Raw genomic sequence first — 17,162 nt, 5'->3', positions numbered from 1 at the left:
CCAGAGCTTCCGCATGCGCTTCGGGGGCGGCGGTCTCCTGCAGCTCGGCGGCGACCACAGGCTCGGCGCCAATCGTTGCGACAGGCGCGGGCGTCTCGTCGGCGTGATCGTGGTCGTGATGATCATGCTCGCCATCGTGACCATGGTCATGATCGTGAGCGTGAAGGTGCCCGTCATCATGGGCATGATGATCGTCGTGATCATGCTCGTCATGATCATGATCGTGGTGATCGTGAGCTTCGTGCTCGCCGCGATGCTCCGCGTCGGCGTGCAGATGCTCGCCTTCGTGCAGGGCGCCCTCGGCGTGCTCCGGCAGCGCCGCGCCTTCGATCGGCTGGGCCGCGGGATCTGCGCCTTCGACGATGTCGCTGCGCACGCGCTCGCCATGACCGCGGCGGCGGGCGTTGCGGTGGCGCGAACGGCGGCGGCCGTGGGAGCGGTTCTCGCTCTCTTCCTCGGCCTCGCGATGGGCCTGTTCCTCGGCCTCGATCAGTGCCTGACGGTCGGCGACCGGGATCTGGTAGTAGTCGGGATGGATTTCGCTGAAGGCGAGGAAGCCGTGGCGGTTGCCGCCATATTCGACGAAGGCGGCCTGGAGCGAGGGTTCAACCCTTGTGACCTTGGCGAGGTAGATATTCCCACGCAGTTGCTTGCGTTGCGCGGTCTCGAAATCAAACTCTTCGACGCGATTGCCGCGGACCACGACGACCCGGGTCTCTTCCGGGTGGGTGGCATCGATCAACATCTTGTTGGGCATGTCTTAACTCTTGGCGGCGGCGGGCGCGATTCACCGTGGGCGCGAGCTGCGCTGCCGGGTGACGCGACGGTCCACCTGATTCGGGGGTGAGGGGAAGGCCGAAACGCCGTCTCTCGCGCCTTGCCGAACCGGAAGCTTCAGGACCAAGGCGGCGCGCGGGATTTTCACTCCGCAGCGTCGCGAATGATCCTTCAGAATTCGTCGGCACAGTCTGGCGCATCAAGCGTCGGCCCGTATGAAACATTGGGCGGCGAGGCCGCCCTTCAATCAGTTGCTGCTGGCCAGGCATGGCGCGAGCGCGCTCGCCTTGAGGATCACGAACCGCTCCCCTGGGATCAAGGGACCGGGTTAATGGGTTACGTCGCTGTCAGAACTGTCCCGGTAACGCGAGAGGTAACCCAGGACCGTCCGCCGCCGGCGCTTGACCCGTTCCACCTCGCTGCCGCGCACCGCGCTGGCCTTAGAGGGGAACGGAAAAACGCTGGAATTCCCAAACCTTGAGAGTTCCGGCGCTGCACCGGGAGGCTGAATGCGACACAACCGGAAATATCGGCCGTCAGCATTCCGTACATACGAGGAATGAGCCATCGGTGCAAGGGAGCGTCGCACGGCGGTCACAGTCAGCGAGTTTCGCGTTTCTGTCATTAAGGATCAATTAACCCTGTGGTTCTATTGCGTTAAAAGGGCTGCTCGGAGGCACGGAATCGGTGGCGAGCCGCACAAATCAACGGGTTTTGCTGGGATGCGCACTTCTGTGCGCCGCAGCGTTGCCGTGTGCTGATTCCTCGCGCCTGAGCGCCGCGGAAAGCCAGCCGCAACCCACTGTTGCGGTAGCGAATTTTCCAGTCGCCTCCGCCGCCCGGCTGGCCGGCGACGGCAAGCAGACCCGCTTCATTCTCGACATCGACCAGACCGTTACCTTCCGTGCGGTCACGCTCGCAGACCCGTACCGGGTCGTCGTTGACGTGCCGCAGGTCAATTTTCAGCTGCCCGCGGGCACGGGGGTCGGGGGGCGCGGCCTCGTCAAGGCTTTCCGCTACGGGCTCGTCATGCCCGGCGGCTCGCGAATCGTGTTCGACCTGACGGGACCGGCCCGGATCGCCAATTCCTATGTGCTGGAGGCGGCCAACGGCCAGCCGGCCCGGCTCGTGCTGGAGCTGGAGGAGGTCGACCGGACGGCCTTCGTGCAGTCGCTCGCACCCGAGAACCGCCCCGAGCTGCGGCCCACGATCGCCGAGGCGCAGCCTGCAACGGCTCCCGCGACGACAACCCCGGACACGGCGCAGCAGAAGGCCGATGGCCGCCCGGTGGTCGTGATCGATCCCGGCCATGGCGGCATCGACAACGGCACGCAGTCGAGCGGTGAGAGCGAGAAGAACCTGGTGCTGGCCTTCGGACTGGCGCTCCGCGACAAGCTGGAGAAGGCCGGCAAATACCGTGTGGTCATGACGCGGGACGACGACACCTTCATTCCCCTCAATGACCGCACCAAGATCGCCCGGAATCTGAAGGCCGCCTTGTTCGTCTCTATTCACGCTGATGCGCTGCCCCGTGCCGAGGGCGATGCGCAGGGCGCGACCATCTATACGCTGTCCGACAAGGCGTCCGATGCCGAAGCCCAGCGACTGGCGGACGCGGAAAACCGGGCGGACGCTATCGCAGGCTTCAATCTCGCCGAGGAGCCGACCGACGTCGCCGACATCCTGATCGACCTTACGCAGCGGGAAACCCGCACCTTTTCAAACCGTTTTGCCCGTCTTCTGATGGGCGAGATGAAGTCGACGGTACGGATGCACAAGCATCCCCTGAAGTCGGCGGGTTTCCGGGTGCTGAAGGCGCCCGACGTGCCCTCGGTGCTGGTCGAGATCGGTTATGTCTCAAATAAGGGCGACCTCGAGCATTTGGTCTCCGAGGGCTGGCGGTCGCGTGCCGTGGGCTCGATGGCGCAGGCGATCGACGGGTTCTTGACCAAGCGGATGGCCACGGCGGGATCGTCAAATTGACGACCGGGGGATCGTCAAATTGACGACTGGGGGGATCGTCGCATTGAAAGGGTTTTTCCGTCCCGCCGCAAAAGCCCTAGTTTGGCCACAGCCGGCGCTTTATAAAAATGCCGCAGGGGGTTCCGGAATCGGAGAGAATCCCGCTCGGCAAGCGTCTAAAGTCCGGCACTGATGGTATTGCGTAAGCCGGTGAATTCGTGACGTGAAGATTGGCCCCTGTTTGGGTGCCAAGGGGCTGATACTGAGCTGATCCAGAGATTGAACGGATAAACACATAATGCGCTTGCTGGTGCGGTTCATGGGCTTCCTGTTCGCCGCGGGAACGGTGGTGTTCCTTGTTGGTGTCGGGGCCGTGGCAGGCCTGATCTGGCATTTCTCCAAGGACTTGCCCGACTACTCTCAGCTTCAGGATTACGAGCCGCCGGTGATGACCCGCGTGCACGCGGTCGACGGCTCGCTGCTCGGCGAGTACGCCAAGGAGCGGCGGCTGTATTTGCCGATCCAGGCGGTGCCGAAGCTCGTGATCAACGCGTTCCTCGCGGCCGAGGACAAGAATTTCTACGAGCATGGCGGCATCGACTACACCGGCATGGCGCGCGCGGGCGTGGTCTACATCCAGAATTACGGCTCGAACCGGCGTCCGCAGGGTGCCTCCACCATCACCCAGCAGGTCGCCAAGAACTTCCTTTTGACCAATGAGGTCTCCTTCGCCCGCAAGATCAAGGAAGCCTTGCTCGCGATGCGGATCGAGAAGACCTACTCGAAGGACAAGATTCTCGAGCTGTATCTGAACGAAATCTATCTCGGTCTGGGTGCCTACGGCATTGCTGCCGCCTCGCTGGTCTATTTCGACAAGTCGGTGAACGAGCTGACGGTGGCGGAAGCGTCCTATCTGGCCGCGCTGCCGAAGATGCCGGCGACGCTGCATCCGGTCCGCAACCGCGACCGCGCCATCGAGCGCCGCAACTACGTCATCGACCGTCTGGTGGAGAACGGCTGGATCAAGCAGGCCGACGCCGACAAGGCCCGCAAGGAGCCGCTGGCCGTCACCAACCGGTCCAACGGCGCCCACACCTTCGCCGGCGAATATTTTGCCGAGGAAGTCCGCCGCGACATCTTCGAGCGCTACGGCGAGAAGAAGCTGTATGAGGGCGGTCTGTCCGTCCGCACCACGCTGGATCCGAAGATCCAGGTCATGGCGCGCAAGGCCATGGTCTCGGGCCTCGTGAACTATGACGAGCAGCAGGGCTATCGCGGCGCCATGAGCAAGCTCGATATTTCGGGCGATTGGGGCGTCAAGCTCGCCGAGATCAAATCGCTGTCCGACATCTCGCCGTGGCGCATGGCGGTGGTGCTGGAGACCAGCGACCAGTCGGCGCGGATCGGCTTCCAGCCGAACCGCGAGCTTGGCGGCGCCGTGAGCAAGCAGCGCGAGACCGGCATTGTCACGGTTGACGGCGTGCGGTGGGCGCGAGCCGTGCAGGGCGGAACCAAAGGCAAGACGCCGACGGCGGTGTCGCAGGTGCTGCAGCCCGGCGACGTCATCTATGCCGATCCGCTCTACAAGGATGGCCAGCCGGTCGAGGGCCAGTACCGGTTGCGCCAGATTCCCGAAGTGTCCGGCGCAATGGTGGCGATGGATCCCTGGACCGGCCGCGTGCTCGCCATGGTCGGCGGCTTCTCGTTCGACCAGAGCCAGTTCAACCGCGCCACTCAGGCCTATCGGCAGCCAGGTTCGTCGTTCAAGCCGATCGTCTATTCGGCCGCCCTCGACAACGGCTATACACCCTCGACCGTCGTGCTCGACGCCCCCATCGAAATCGACCAGGGGCAGGGCGCCGGCGTGTGGCGGCCTGAAAACTTCTCCTCGGGCAAATTCCAGGGACCGGTGACGCTGCGCAACGCGCTGCGGCAGTCGCTCAATACCGTGACGGTGCGGCTCGCGCAGGACATCGGCATGCCCCTGATCGGCGAATATGCCCGCCGTTTCGGTGTCTATGACGAGCTGCCGAACTATCTCTCCTATGCACTGGGCGCCGGCGAGACGACGGCGATGCGTATGGTCACGGCGTACTCGATGCTCGCCAATGGCGGCCGCCGGGTGAAGCCGACGCTGATCGATCGCATCCAGGACCGCTACGGACACACCATCTTCAAGCACGACCAGCGTGAATGCCGCGGCTGCGACGCGCCGGGCGGCTGGAAGAACCAGGCCGAGCCGCAGCTGATCGATCGCCGCGAGCAGGTGCTGGACTCCATGACCGCCTATCAGATCACAGAGCTGATGGAAGGCGTGGTGCAGGCCGGTACGGCCACGGTCATCAAGGAAGTCGGCAAACCCGTCGCCGGCAAGACCGGCACCACCAACGAGGCCAAGGACGCCTGGTTCGTCGGCTTCTCGCCCGACGTCGCCGTCGCCATCTACATGGGCTACGACAAGCCGCGTCCGCTGGGTAAGGGCAATGCCGCAACCGGCGGCCATCTGGCCGCGCCCATCGCGCGCGATTTCCTCAAGCTCGCGCTCGCCGACAAGCCCGCCGTTCCGTTCAAGGTGCCGGCTGGCATCAAGCTGGTCCGCGTCGTCTCCAAGACCGGCATGCGCGCCGGCCCCGGCGAGACCGGCGGAACCATTTTGGAGGCCTTCAAGCCGGGCACGGCGCCGCCGGATAATTATTCGGTCATTGGCGTTGCCGACGCTGACGGGCGTGGCGGCGGCATGCCGGCCTCGCAGCAGCAGCAGCCGGATTCCGGCTTCTTCATGCAGCCGGGCACCGGCAGGCTGTACTGAGGCTAGAACAATAGGGACGTTATCGCGTCAGCGGTTGCGCTTTGCAGCCGCCGCCGCTACATCCCCCACTCAATTGCACGCGGGATTCCGCGAGACCAGAGAACGACATGCGCGCCGAAATCGAACGGTTGGTAGAAGAGATCAAGCAGTCAGTCGGGCTGCTGAGGAGGCATCTTTGACGTCGAGAAATCGACGGCACGCCTCGCCGAGCTGAACAAGCTCGCAGAAGATCCCAATCTCTGGAATGATCCCCAGAAAGCCCAGAAGCTGATGCAGGAGCGGACCTCGCTGGAGGATTCGCTCTCGGGCATCGGCAAGGTCGAGCAGGAGCTCGAAGACGATATCGGCATGATCGAGCTCGGCGAGGCCGAGGGCGATGCCGGCGTCGTCGCGGAAGCCGAAGCGGCTCTCAAGAATCTCAAGAAGGAAGTGGCGCGCCGCGAGCTCGAGGCGCTGCTGTCGGGCGAAGCCGACCGGTTCGATTCCTATCTCGAAGTCCACGCCGGCGCCGGCGGCACCGAGAGCCAGGACTGGGCGCAGATGCTGTTGCGCATGTACACGCGCTGGGCCGACACCCACGGCTTCAAGGTCGAGGTGCTGGAAGAGTCCGAGGGCGAAGAGGCCGGCATCAAGTCCGCGACGATCCAGGTCTCGGGCCACAACGCCTATGGCTGGCTGAAGACGGAAGCGGGCGTGCATCGCCTGGTGCGCATCTCGCCGTTCGATTCCAACGCGCGGCGGCACACCTCGTTCTCGAGCGTGCAGGTGTTCCCGGTCATCGACGACAGCATCAAGATCGACATCAAGGAAGCCGACGTCCGCGTCGACACCATGCGCTCGGGCGGCGCCGGCGGCCAGCACGTCAACAAGACCGAATCCGCGGTGCGGCTGACGCACATTCCGACCGGTGTCGCCGTGGTCTGCCAGGCCGGCCGCTCCCAGCACAAGAACCGGGCGCAGGCCTGGGACATGCTGCGCGCGCGCCTGTATGAAATCGAGTTGAAGAAGCGCGAGGAGAAGGCCGCCGCCGACCAGGCCGCCAAGACCGATATCGGCTGGGGCCATCAGATCCGCTCCTACGTTCTCCAGCCCTACCAGATGGTGAAGGATCTGCGCACGGGCGTGCAGACCTCGGACACCTCGGGCGTGCTCGGCGGCGATCTCGACGACTTCATGGCCGCGACGCTGGCGCAGCGCGCCTTCGGCACCACGGGTGCCGACATCGAGGACGTGGACTAGCCATGCCCCGCGTCGCCTTCATCGGATTGGGGCGAATGGGTCATGGCATGGCCGGGCGCTACCTCGATGCGGGCTTCACGGTGACGGTGTGGAATCGCAGCAAGGCCAAGGCTGAAGAGCTGATCGCGCGCGGCGCGCTTTGGGCGACCTCGCCCGAGGACGCCGCCATCGATGCCGACGCGGTCGTGACCATGGTGGCCGACGACGAGGCCTCGCGCGCGGTCTGGCTCGGACTGAAGGGCGCCGCGAAGACCGCCAAGGCCGGCACGATCGCGATCGAATGCTCGACCGTCTCCTATGACCACGCTCGCGAGATGGGCCGCGAGCTCAACGCGCGCGGGCTGATCTACATCGATTGCCCCGTGACGGGATTGCCGGATGCGGCAGCCGCCGGGAAACTGACGCTGCTGGTCGGCGCCGACGCCGCCGATCTCGAACGCGCGCGGCCGTATCTGACGCCGATCGGCTCGACCACCCGTCATTTCGGCGCCGTCGGCTCGGGCACCGTCTACAAGCTCATCAACAATCTCATGGGCGCGATTCAGATCGCCGGCCTCGCAGAGGGCCTCGCCATCGCCGAGCAGGCCGGGCTCGACATGAACCTCGTGCTGGAGTCGATCCAGGCGGGCGTCGCCGCAAGCCCGCAGGTGCAGCGCCACTCCAAGCGCATGGTCGCCCGCGATTTTTCCGGCGCGACCTTCACCGCCGCGCTGCGGCACAAGGATGCCGCCTACGCCGTGAGACTCGCCGAGAGCCTGCTGGCCGACAAGCCGCTGGTCTCGCGGGCCGCGGTCGAGTCCTACGCGCAGGCCAAGGCCGCGATGCCTGACGACGACGAAGGCAAGATGATCGAGCTGGTGTCGCGGCCGAAGAAGCCGTCCTAGCCGGTCGCATCCACATGGGGCAGCCTCGTTCGGAACGCGGTCTCGGCATTGCCCTCGTCGTCGCCGCTGCGATTGCGTGGAGCACGGCGCCGTTCTTCACGCGCCTTCTGCCGTTTGATCCCTGGACCATTCTATTCTGGCGCGGCCTGTTCGCCGGCAGCCTGGTCACCATGCTCCTCGTCGTGATGCAAGGCCGCGCCGGGCTGCGGCAGTTGTTAGTGCCGGGGAAGGCAGGCCTGCTCGTGGCCTCATTGTCCGCGATCGGCATGATTTCGTTCATTCCCGCGCTGCAGATGACCGACGTCATGAACGTGGCGGTGCTGATCGCAACACAGCCGTTCGTCGCGGCCGCGCTGGCTTGGCTGTGGCTCAATGAGGCCGCGACATGGCGCACGCTGATCGCGAGCCTGATTGCCTTTGCCGGCGTGGTGATCACGGTCGGCGGTGTGCAAGCCGGTGCCGATCTCGGTGGCATCGCGCTCAGTTGCCTGATGGTGCTCGCCATCTCCACCATGACGGTGGTGGTCCGGCGCCATCGCGAGACGTCGATGGTGGCGGCAGCCGCACTGTCGAATTTCATCGGAAGCCTCGTCAGCCTTCCATTTGCGCGCGACATCGCCCATGTCGGCGGCCATGGCCTTTTGATCCTTGCGATGTTCGGCTGCCTCCAGGTCGCGCTCGGCCTGACCTTCTACATGCTCGGCTCGCGACTGCTGCCGTCGGGGCAGGCCTCCCTGATCGCGACGCTGGAAACGCCGCTGATGCCGTTCTGGATCTGGGTTGCCTTCCGCGAGATACCGGCCGTCCACGCGCTCATTGGCGGCGCGTTGGTGATTGGGGCGGTAGTTGCGGATATCGCGGGCGATCGCCGGTCACGGGGATGATCTCGAGCAATTTTGTCGGAAACCGGGTGGCGGGATTTTCCGCGTTGTCCTAGGCGAGCAGCCGCGCCGAGGTGAAACGCATGCCCCCAACCGACAACAGGATCGACGCGCGCGACTGGTCGCTGCTCGCGGTGCTCTCCGTTCTCTGGGGCGGCTCGTTCTTCTTCAACGGCGCGGCCTTGCGGGAATTGCCGCCGCTGACGCTGGTGTTCTTGCGCGTCGCGCTCGGCGCGGCCATGCTGCTGCCGCTGCTGCGCATGCAGGGGATCAGCTTTCCCAGAGGCACGACGGGCTGGAAGCCGTTCGTCGCGATCGGGCTGCTCAACAATGCCATCCCGTTCTCGCTGATCGTGATCGGCCAAACCTTCATCCCGAGCGGTCTGGCATCGATCCTGAACGCGACCACGCCATTGTTCACGGTGCTCGTGATGGCGGCGGCAGGCGAAGAGGCCTTGCACATCCGCCGCGTGGCCGGCGTAGCGCTGGGCCTTGTCGGCGTCATCATCCTGCGCGGATGGGGCCTCGAGACAAGACCGGGGCAGGGGCTCGGCATCCTGCTCTGCCTGGGCGGCGCCCTCAGCTACGGCTTTGCGGCGTTGGCAGCGCGGCGAATGCTGAAGGACTCCCCGCCGCTGGGCACGGCGACGTTTCAGCTGATGGCATCGACGGTGATGATGGCAATCATCGCTGGCGTGGTGGAGCAGCCATGGCGCCTCGCAGTGCCAGGTGTCGCGACATGGTCCGCGGTGCTTGGCCTTGCGGCCCTGTCGACGGCGCTCGCCTACATCGTCTTCTTTCAGATCATACGGCGCTCCGGTGCGACCAATGTCATGCTGGTGACGCTGCTCATTCCCGTCACCGCCATCCTGCTGGGATGGCTGGTGCTGGGGGAGCCGATCTCGATGCGCGAGATCGCAGGCGCCATCGTCATTGGCAGCGCGCTGCTCGTGATCGACGGACGCATTTTGAACCTGCTGCGGCGCAGCGAGTAAATTCCGGATTCGCGGTTTCATCTCGCGGAAAATCGAAGCGCTTGCCAGCCGCCAACGGCCTTGCGACACTCCCTGCAAAACAAGACTACAAAACAGGGGAGAGACCGATGCCGGGTCGTCGCAAAAACCTTGCTGCCCTCGCCATGCTTGCTGCCGGAGTGCTCATCACGACACCGGTCTCGGCGCAGAAAAAATACGACCCCGGCGCCAGCGACACCGAAATCAAGGTCGGCAACATCATGCCCTATAGCGGGCCGGCGTCGTCCTACGGTGTGATTGGCAAGACCGAGGCCGCCTTCTTCAGGATGATCAACGATCAGGGCGGCATCAACGGGCGCAAGATCAACTTCATCAGCTATGACGACGCTTATTCGCCGCCGAAGGCGATCGAGCAGGCGCGCAAGCTGGTCGAGAGCGACGAGGTGCTGTTGATCTTCCAGCCGCTCGGCACGCCCTCGAATTCCGCGATCATGAAGTACATGAACGCCAAGAAGGTGCCGCAGCTGTTCGTCGCGTCCGGCGGCACCAAGTTCGGCGACCCCAAGAACTTCCCGTGGACCATGGGCTTCCAGCCCAACTACCAGAGCGAAGGACGCATCTACGCCAAGTACATTCGCGATCATTTCCCGAGCAGCAAGATCGCCGTCTTCTGGCAGAATGACGACGCCGGCAAGGACCAGTTCAAGGGTTTGAAGGACGGTCTCGGCGACAAGGCCAATATGATCATCGCCGACAAGTCCTACGAGGTCAGCGATCCCTCGATCGACTCGCAGATCGTCGCCCTGCACGATTCCGGTGCGGACATCTTCTTCTCATGGGCCGCGCCGAAAGGCTCGGCGCAGGCGATCCGGAAGGTCGGCGAGCTCGGCTGGAAGCCAAAATTCTTCCTGGCCAACACCGCGACCTCCGTCGCCTCGGTACTCAAGCCGGCCGGGCTCGACTACTCCAAGGACATCATCTCGACCATCTATCTGAAAGATCCGACCGACCCGGCCTGGGACAAGGATCCGGCCGTGGTGAAATGGCGGGAGTTCATGGACAAATATTACCCCGATGGCGACAAGACCAATTCCAACAACGTCTACGGTTATGTCCAAGCCGAGGCGATGGCGCAGGTGCTGAAGCAATGCGGCGATAATCTCACCCGCGAAAACGTCATGAAGCAGGCGGCAAACCTGAAGGACTATCACACCGACCTGATGCTGCCGGGCATCATGGTCAACACCTCACCGGACGATTATTTCCCGATCGAGCAGATGCAGCTGATGCGCTTCAACGGGCAAGCCTGGGAGCTGTTCGGCGACGTCATCACCGGCGAGGTCGGCCACGAGCGCAGCCAGTGATGATGTACAGTCGCCTTTTGTCGCGGGCTTAACCCGCGCTGAGACGCACGCCGGCGCGGAGGAACTTCTGCGGATCGACCGCTTCGCCCTCGATGCGGGTCTCGTAGTGCAGATGCGGACCGGTGGAGCGACCGGTCGACCCGACCAGACCGACGACCTGGCCGATCTTCACGGTCTCGCCGACCCTGACGTTGATCTCGGAGAGATGGCCATAGCGGGTCGAAAGTCCGTTGCCGTGGTCGACCTCGACCATGCGGCCGTAACCGCCGGACCAGCCGGCCGACACCACCTTGCCGTTGGCGGTGACGCGAACCGGATCGCCGGTGGCAGCGCGGAAATCGAGCCCGGTATGCATTGCGGGCCGGCCGAGGAAGGGATCGCTGCGGACGCCGAAGCCGGAGGTGAACTCGACCTCGCCGATGACGGGCTTGCGGTAGGGCACTAGCGCCAGCGTGCGGTTGAGACGGTCCATCTCGGCGCGCGTGGTGTTGATGCGGTAGAGCTGCTTCTCGAACGGTCCGGCGTTGGCCGTCAGTTTGACCGGCACGAAAGGACCACCCATCGCGCTGCGCGGCACGGCGGATTCGAGATTGGCGAGATTCAGGCCGAGATCGCTGACGACGCCGCGCATCCGGCGCATCCGTGAATCCATGCCTTCCTCGACGGCGCTGAGCGCCGCCATCTGGCGCCGTTCAACCTGGTCGAGCGAGGTCGTGAGCCGGACCAGGACGTTGTCGAAACCCTGGTTCTTGGCGAATTGGCTGGTCGGGGCCGCTGCGACAGTGGGGGCGCGCGATTCCAGGCGGGCCTCACGGTCCGGAGGCGCCACGAAAATCACGGTGTCGCTGATCGGCGAGGGTTTAGGCGTGCTCTGGCTCGAATCGCCGCGCTGGGGCGTCGCACGCGGAATCGAGCCGGTTACATCAGGCATGGCTCCGAGCGCCGTCGCCCGGGACTCCAGCGCCGTCTGGCGCTTCATGATCTGGTCGAGTTTCTGGTCGAACTGTTCCTGGTCGAGCAACTGGCGGCTGGTGGTGCGGTCGACCTTGGCGCGCAGCTCGGCGATGCGGTCCTCATAGGCGTATTGCATCTCGGCCTGGCGGGCGATCAACCGGGTCAGGACGTCGTCACGGAAAGCGAAATAGGTAGCGGTTGCCGCCGACCAGAGACCGAGCAGCACCACCGTGCCAACCACGATCCAGAACACCACGGGCCCGAAGCGAACCTGCTTGCCGGCATGGACGATGGTGTAGGCGTCGTCGGTCGCGGGAAGGGGAATCGCTGCGGTTGCCGCGGGGGCAGGACGGCGTTGGGAGGCCCGTCCGCGGTCGTGAGGATGATGTTGGGCGTACTGCGAGTATTGGGCAGAACTTTTCGACATCGGCACTCCCGCGCCGGTCGGATGAGTCCGTACGGCCTAATTGCCGCAGCAATCTGGGCGGTCATGGTTAATTTTCCGGAAACGGGAACGCGCGAATTTAAAGGACTGGTTAAAGACTTCTTGCCGCTTCCAGCACCTCGTCGGCATGACCGTCGACCCGGACATTGCGCCAGATCCTGGCCAGTTTGCCATCGGCCCCGACCAGTATCGTGGTGCGAAGAATCCCAAGGAAGCTCTTGCCATACATGGACTTTTCGCCCCAGGCGCCATAGGCTTCCAGCATCTGGTGCGTCTCATCCGAGATCAGGGGGATACCGAGCTTGTGCTTGTCGCGAAACTTCTCCTGAGCCTTTAACGGATCGGCGGAGACGCCGAGCACGGCAGTGTCGGCAGCCGCGAAGGCACCGGCGAGGCGAGTGAAGTCGATCGCCTCCCGGGTGCACCCCGGGGTGTCGGCGCGGGGGTAGAAGAACAGGACGAGCTTTCGGCCGGCATAGTCCGCCAATGTGACGACCTCGCCGCCGTCGCGGGGCAGGCGGAAGGCGGGGGCCTTCTGGCCCTCGGTCAGGCCCGACTTCGCCTTGGCGGGCGGAGACACCGATTTGGAGGAATTTAACTGTTTCGATGCGGCCGTATGTGATCCTGCTTTTGCTAAGGTCCCGGTTGATTTGCTCGCCGGTGTCCGCGGCGTTTTCGCGGACTTTGTCGGAGTAGAGGCCCGCGTTTTCGGGGCCTGCTTTTTAGCCGTCGGACTGCCGGAGGGCGTTTTGGACGATTTCGTTCGGGATTTCTTGGACATACGCCTTCCTTTCGACGCTTTCGGCGGGTCAACCGAAACGGTATTGCAGCTCTCGTCCGGTGTGCCGGAATCGCGCCCTCGGCTGGGCAAGTCTGGCGGCGCCGGAGTATGGTTACAAGGAATTCCACGCACCACCCCACTGCTCGTTGAACGCGCTCCCGGGGCGAAATGACGAACAGCAGGAATATTCGAGGTATGGCGGCAATGCCGGCGCAGGGAGCTTCGCTTCCCGCGGACGGCTGCGGTCCCGGCGGCGCTCAATCCTATGACGGGCGCCTGTATCGAGAGGCAATGGCAAGGAATAAGTCGCCCCAGGATTACAATCGGGACTTCGATCGGCGCGGCGTTCAGCAACAGCCGCAGGAATGGGACGACGCCGATTGGGATCCGGATCAGGAGGCGGCCGCGGGCCATCGCGCGCGCCGGCTGCTGTCGCGTTCCAATTCGGGCTTTCATCGCTTCGGTGACGGGTTTGGGGCGCTACGCCGCTGGCTGGCTGCCGATCGCTGGCTAAAGCGCGTCGTCCTTGTCGTCGGGACTCTCGCCGTCATCTTCATCGGCTGCTTCGGCGCGCTGTGGTGGCGGCTCGGTGCCGGCCCCATCAATCTCGACATTGCAACGCCATGGCTGGCGGCCGCGATCGAAGACAATATCGGTCACGGCAACACGGTTGAGATCGGAGGCACACAGATCGAGCGCGCCGGCCGGGTCCGCATCGCCGTCCGCATCCGAGACATCATCGTCCGCGATCGCGATCACGCCATCGTTGCCAGCGCGCCGAAGGCTGAAGTGAAGCTATCGGGTGCGGGCCTCTTGATGGGTCACCTGCGCGCCGAGAGTCTCAATCTGGTCGATGCTGAACTCGCGATCCGCATCGCGCCCGACGGTACCGTCACCGTGTCCGCCGGCGATACCGCAAAGCCGCTGGCAACCGGCGTCGCCTCGAAGAAGGACGCGGGTCTGCCGCCGACATTCCCGCGCAACGGTGTCCCGCCGCCGCCATTCGCCACGGGGCCCGCGAGCCAGGATCCATCCCAAGCCGCCTCTCAAGGCCCGCCTCAGGCGACGGCACAAAGCGGCATCCTTCAGGGCCTCGACTGGCTCGACAGTCTGAGCATGACCGGCCTCGACGGCCAGAATCTCAACGAGATCGGCCTGAAGAACGGCAATCTGATCGTCGACGATCAGCAGCGCGGCAGCAAATGGTCGTTTGAGAACATCACGCTCAGCCTGCGTCGGCCGAGCCGGGGTGGCGTCACGCTCAGCCTGGGCGAAGAGGGCGCGCGTCCGTGGATGCTGCGCGCCACGATCGGGCCTGCCGAGAACGGCGTGCGCTCGGTCGACATCAAGGCCGACAAGGTCTCGACCTCCAACATCCTCCTGGCACTGCGGGTCAAGGATCTCACCTACACCGCCGACCTGCCGCTGACGGGCGAGCTCAAGGGCGAACTCGGCCGCGATGGCGTGCCGACCTTCTTCCGCGGCAAGATGGCGGTCGGCGCCGGCAATATCATCGACACCGACACGCCGGACTATCCGATGGCGATCGACCAGGCCGAGATCAACGTCGAGTGGGACGCCAATCGGCGGGTGCTGGTGGCACCGTTCAAGGTCCTGTCGGGCGCGAACCGCCTGACGCTTCTGGCTCATCTGGAGCCGCCCAACGGCACCATCAATGACTGGCAGCTCGGCTTCAGCGGCGGTTCGATCCTGCTCGGCGGCATCGACAACGAGCCGCCGCTCGTCTTCAACCGCATCGCGATCGGCTTCCGCTTCGACACCGACCACAAGCGCCTCTTGCTGACGCAGGCCGACATCAGCAATGGCGAGATCGGTGTCGCCGGCACGGGTGCGATCGACTATTCCGGCGAGCCGCGGCTGACGCTGGGCTTTGCGGGAACGCCGATGTCGGCCTCCGCGCTGAAGCGGATGTGGCCGACGCTGGTCGTTCCCGAGTTGCGCGAATGGGTGATCGAGCGGATCGAGCGCGGTACGCTCCAGCGCATCGAGATCGGCGTCAATTCGCCGACGAAGAACCTTCCGCGCAAGGGCCCGCCGATTCCCGACGACGGCCTCTCGGTCAACATCGTCGCGAGCGGCGTCGCGGTCCGTCCCGTGGACGGCATGCCCGTTGTGCACGATGCCGATCTGAAGGCGCGCGTGACCGGCCGCACCGCGACCGTGACCATCGGGCAGGGCATTGCCGATACGCCCGCCGGCCGTAAGGTCACGATTTCCGATTTCGTCTTCGAGGTGCCGGATATGGCGCCCAAGCCGTCGCCGTCGCGGACCAGGTTCCGCGTCGACGGACCCGTGCCTGCGGCGGCCGAGATGCTCTCGAATGATCGCCTGAGTGATCTGTCATCGACCGTCGTCGATCCCAACACCAGCAAGGGGACGTTCACGGCGAACATCCAGCTCGGCCTGCCGGTCAAGGGCGAGCTGACCAAGGCGGACACGACCTACGCCGTCACCGCCGATCTCAACGGTTTTGCCGCCGACAAGCTGGTGATGAACCAGAAGCTGGAGGCCAACAGCCTCAAGATCGTCGCGAGCAACACGGGTTATCAGGTCAAGGGCGACGTCAAGATCAACGGGCAGGCGGCGTCGCTCGACTATCGCAAGCCCGCCGAGGGCGACGCGGATGTCAGGTTGCAGGCGACGCTGGACGATGCGAGCCGGGCGCGCCTGGGATTCGATCTCAGCCCCGCCGTCAGCGGATCGTTGCCGATCAAGCTGTCGGGCAAGATCGCCGGCGGCCCCGATCAGACGACGAAGCTCGGCGTCGAGGCCGACCTGACCTCGGTGAAGCTCGACAATATCCTGCCCGGCTGGGTCAAGCTGCCGGGCAAGTCGGGCAAGGCCAGCTTCAAGGTCGTGCCGACCGCGCAATCGACGCGTCTGGAAGACATCGTCATCGAAGGCGGTGGCGCCTCGATCAAGGGCTCGCTCGAGGTCGACGCGAACGGCGATCTCATGAACGCGAACTTCCCGACCTATTCGCCGTCCGATGGCGACAAGGCGTCGCTGAAGGTGGAGCGCAGCCAGGATGGCGTCATCAAGGGCACGATGCGCGGCGACGTGTTTGACGGTCGCGGCTTCCTGAAGTCGGCGATCTCCGGCAATTCCAAGGACGACAAGAACAAGATGAAGAACGTCGATTTCGACATCGACGTGAAGCTCGGTGCCGTCGCCGGTTTCAACGGCGAGGCGATGCGCAGTGTCGATGCCAAGATGTCGAAACGCAATGGTGCCATCAAGGCGTTCACGCTGAGCGGCAAGGTCGGCAAGGACACGCCGGTGGCGGCTGACCTGCGCGGCGGCCGTGCGCAAGGCAACCGCGAGGTGATCTACCTCCAGACCAACGATGCCGGCGCGCTGCTGCGGTTCACCGACACCTACACCAAGGCGGTCGGCGGCCAGATGGTGGTGGCGATGGAGCCGCCGACATCCGAGCCGAACACCTCGCGCGAGGGCCTCATCAACGTCCGCGACTTCACGGTGAAGGGCGAGGCGCAGCTCGAACGCGTCGCCGCTGGCGCGCCCAACGGCACCGGCAACGGCGTCTCGTTCAGTGCGCTCCGCGCCGAGTTCACGCGGCAGAACGGTGCGCTGACGGTCCGCGACGGCGTGGTCAAGGGTCCCATGATCGGCGCCACCATCGAGGGCTCGATCGACTATCCCGGCAACCAGGTCTGCATGAGCGGCACCTTCGTGCCGATGTATGGCGTCAACAACATCTTCGGCCAGATCCCGTTGTTCGGCATCTTCCTCGGCGGCGGCAACAATGAAGGGCTGATCGGCGTGACCTATGAGGTCGTCGGCACGCCGGCCGCGCCCGTGATGCGCGTCAATCCGATCTCGGCGATGGCCCCCGGCCTGTTCCGCAAGATCTTCGAGTTCAACACCGGCAAGCAGAACTCGCCGTTCGAGGAATTCCCCTCGCAGTCGAACGACGGTTCGACCGGCTCGACGCGCCAGCTCTCGAGCGGCTGCAGCCTGACGCGACGGTAACCACCCATAGTCCCAAGTGCCCGTCATGCCCGGGCTTGTCCCGCCTGCGCGGCCGGAGCGGCTTCGGCTCGGCGAAGG

At 64.7% G+C, this 17,162-nt stretch carries 11 protein-coding genes; 9 read left to right on the top strand and 2 right to left on the bottom strand.

The genetic code is table 11. The features are described 5' to 3' along the window. Positions 1-13: 13 nt before the first annotated feature. The 8 genes from GGD61_RS41430 (at position 14) to GGD61_RS14335 (ending at position 10,890) form a co-directional block, all read left to right on the top strand. Positions 14-847, top strand: coding sequence for a hypothetical protein (locus GGD61_RS41430; protein ID WP_283806138.1), 834 nt, complete (start codon positions 14-16; stop codon positions 845-847). 617 nt (positions 848-1,464) lie between these two features. Continuing rightward, on the top strand, positions 1,465-2,760 hold the full coding sequence (locus tag GGD61_RS14365) for an N-acetylmuramoyl-L-alanine amidase (protein WP_092262052.1): 1,296 nt from the start codon (positions 1,465-1,467) through the stop codon (positions 2,758-2,760). 277 nt (positions 2,761-3,037) lie between these two features. Continuing rightward, positions 3,038-5,548: a penicillin-binding protein 1A gene (locus GGD61_RS14360; protein ID WP_018323014.1), complete on the top strand. Its 2,511-nt coding sequence runs from the start codon at positions 3,038-3,040 to the stop codon at positions 5,546-5,548. A 107-nt stretch (positions 5,549-5,655) separates the two neighbouring features. Then, positions 5,656-6,787, top strand: a protein-coding gene (gene prfB / locus GGD61_RS14355; protein WP_099091752.1) for a peptide chain release factor 2 whose coding sequence is annotated in 2 segments (ribosomal slippage) — positions 5,656-5,724 and positions 5,726-6,787 — 1,131 coding nt in all. Because the reading frame shifts where the segments join, the coding sequence is not laid out codon by codon here. Between the two features lie 2 nt (positions 6,788-6,789). Continuing rightward, on the top strand, positions 6,790-7,671 hold the full coding sequence (locus GGD61_RS14350) for an NAD(P)-dependent oxidoreductase (RefSeq protein WP_092262053.1): 882 nt from the start codon (positions 6,790-6,792) through the stop codon (positions 7,669-7,671). Between the two features lie 14 nt (positions 7,672-7,685). Then, on the top strand, positions 7,686-8,555 hold the full coding sequence (locus tag GGD61_RS14345) for a DMT family transporter (protein ID WP_092262054.1): 870 nt from the start codon (positions 7,686-7,688) through the stop codon (positions 8,553-8,555). An 80-nt stretch (positions 8,556-8,635) separates the two neighbouring features. Beyond that, a complete protein-coding gene (locus GGD61_RS14340; RefSeq protein WP_092262076.1) occupies positions 8,636-9,547 on the top strand; it encodes a DMT family transporter in 912 nt (303 codons plus the stop codon). Between the two features lie 107 nt (positions 9,548-9,654). Further along, a complete protein-coding gene (locus GGD61_RS14335) occupies positions 9,655-10,890 on the top strand; it encodes an ABC transporter substrate-binding protein (RefSeq protein ID WP_092262055.1) in 1,236 nt (411 codons plus the stop codon). A gap of 28 nt (positions 10,891-10,918) precedes the next feature. On the opposite strand, the gene GGD61_RS14330 is transcribed toward GGD61_RS14335, so the two are convergent. Further along, the gene (locus tag GGD61_RS14330) at positions 10,919-12,271 is read right to left on the bottom strand and encodes a M23 family metallopeptidase (RefSeq protein WP_177237476.1); all 1,353 of its coding nucleotides are present in this window, start codon (positions 12,269-12,271) and stop codon (positions 10,919-10,921) included. Between the two features lie 109 nt (positions 12,272-12,380). Further along, complete coding sequence (locus tag GGD61_RS14325) at positions 12,381-13,070, bottom strand: peroxiredoxin (RefSeq protein ID WP_092262057.1); 690 nt, start codon at positions 13,068-13,070, stop codon at positions 12,381-12,383. 204 nt (positions 13,071-13,274) lie between these two features. Here GGD61_RS14325 and GGD61_RS14320 point away from each other — a divergent pair, with 204 nt between their 5' ends. Further along, on the top strand, positions 13,275-17,084 hold the full coding sequence (locus tag GGD61_RS14320) for a DUF3971 domain-containing protein (protein ID WP_177237479.1): 3,810 nt from the start codon (positions 13,275-13,277) through the stop codon (positions 17,082-17,084). Positions 17,085-17,162: the final 78 nt, after the last annotated feature.

It is taken from the genome of Bradyrhizobium sp. SBR1B, from assembly GCF_014198205.1.
Lineage (GTDB): Bacteria > Pseudomonadota > Alphaproteobacteria > Rhizobiales > Xanthobacteraceae > Bradyrhizobium.
This window is presented reverse-complemented; position numbering and strand designations above follow the sequence as displayed.

Excerpts from the sequence above, each read along its gene's own strand:
- GGD61_RS14360 (WP_018323014.1), top strand. The coding sequence starts at position 3,038 with ATGCGCTTGCTGGTGCGGTTCATGGGCTTCCTGTTCGCCGCGGGAACG.
- GGD61_RS14340 (WP_092262076.1), top strand. The coding sequence starts at position 8,636 with ATGCCCCCAACCGACAACAGGATCGACGCGCGCGACTGGTCGCTGCTC.
- GGD61_RS14330 (WP_177237476.1), bottom strand. The coding sequence starts at position 12,271 with ATGTCGAAAAGTTCTGCCCAATACTCGCAGTACGCCCAACATCATCCT.
- GGD61_RS14350 (WP_092262053.1), top strand. The coding sequence starts at position 6,790 with ATGCCCCGCGTCGCCTTCATCGGATTGGGGCGAATGGGTCATGGCATG.
- GGD61_RS14320 (WP_177237479.1), top strand. The coding sequence starts at position 13,275 with ATGCCGGCGCAGGGAGCTTCGCTTCCCGCGGACGGCTGCGGTCCCGGC.
- GGD61_RS14325 (WP_092262057.1), bottom strand. The coding sequence starts at position 13,070 with ATGTCCAAGAAATCCCGAACGAAATCGTCCAAAACGCCCTCCGGCAGT.
- GGD61_RS14335 (WP_092262055.1), top strand. The coding sequence starts at position 9,655 with ATGCCGGGTCGTCGCAAAAACCTTGCTGCCCTCGCCATGCTTGCTGCC.
- GGD61_RS14345 (WP_092262054.1), top strand. The coding sequence starts at position 7,686 with ATGGGGCAGCCTCGTTCGGAACGCGGTCTCGGCATTGCCCTCGTCGTC.
- GGD61_RS41430 (WP_283806138.1), top strand. The coding sequence starts at position 14 with ATGCGCTTCGGGGGCGGCGGTCTCCTGCAGCTCGGCGGCGACCACAGG.